General features: G+C 27.6%; 1 pseudogene. It reads left to right on the forward strand.

The annotated features are described in order from the left end of the window. Positions 1-38: 38 nt before the first annotated feature. Positions 39-369, forward strand: a pseudogene (locus KGF42_RS19315) (RNA-guided endonuclease TnpB family protein); the annotation flags it as partial.

Consider the following 369-nt stretch of genomic DNA (forward strand, 5'->3'; position numbering starts at 1 on the left):
AATGGTTAAATAATGAATATATTCCTAATAATCAAGATATGAAATGGATTAAAGATGTATCTTCTAAGGCTACAAAACAAGCTATTATGAATGGAGATAAAGCCTTCAAAGATTTCTTTAAAAAAACCAAAGGTTTTCCTAAGTTTAAGAAAAAGAAAAATCAAGATGTTAAAGCATATTTTCCAAAGAATAACAAAACTGATTGGACTATTGAAAGGCATAGGGTCAAAATACCTACTCTCGGTTGGGTAAGACTAAAAGAATTTGGATATATACCAACAAATTCAATAGTTAAAAGTGGTACAGTAAGTCAAAAATCTAATAGATACTATGTATCTATATTAGTTGAGGAAGATGATATTCAAGTAT

Source organism: Clostridioides sp. ZZV15-6383 (assembly GCF_020657735.1).
GTDB lineage: Bacteria > Bacillota > Clostridia > Peptostreptococcales > Peptostreptococcaceae > Clostridioides > Clostridioides difficile_D.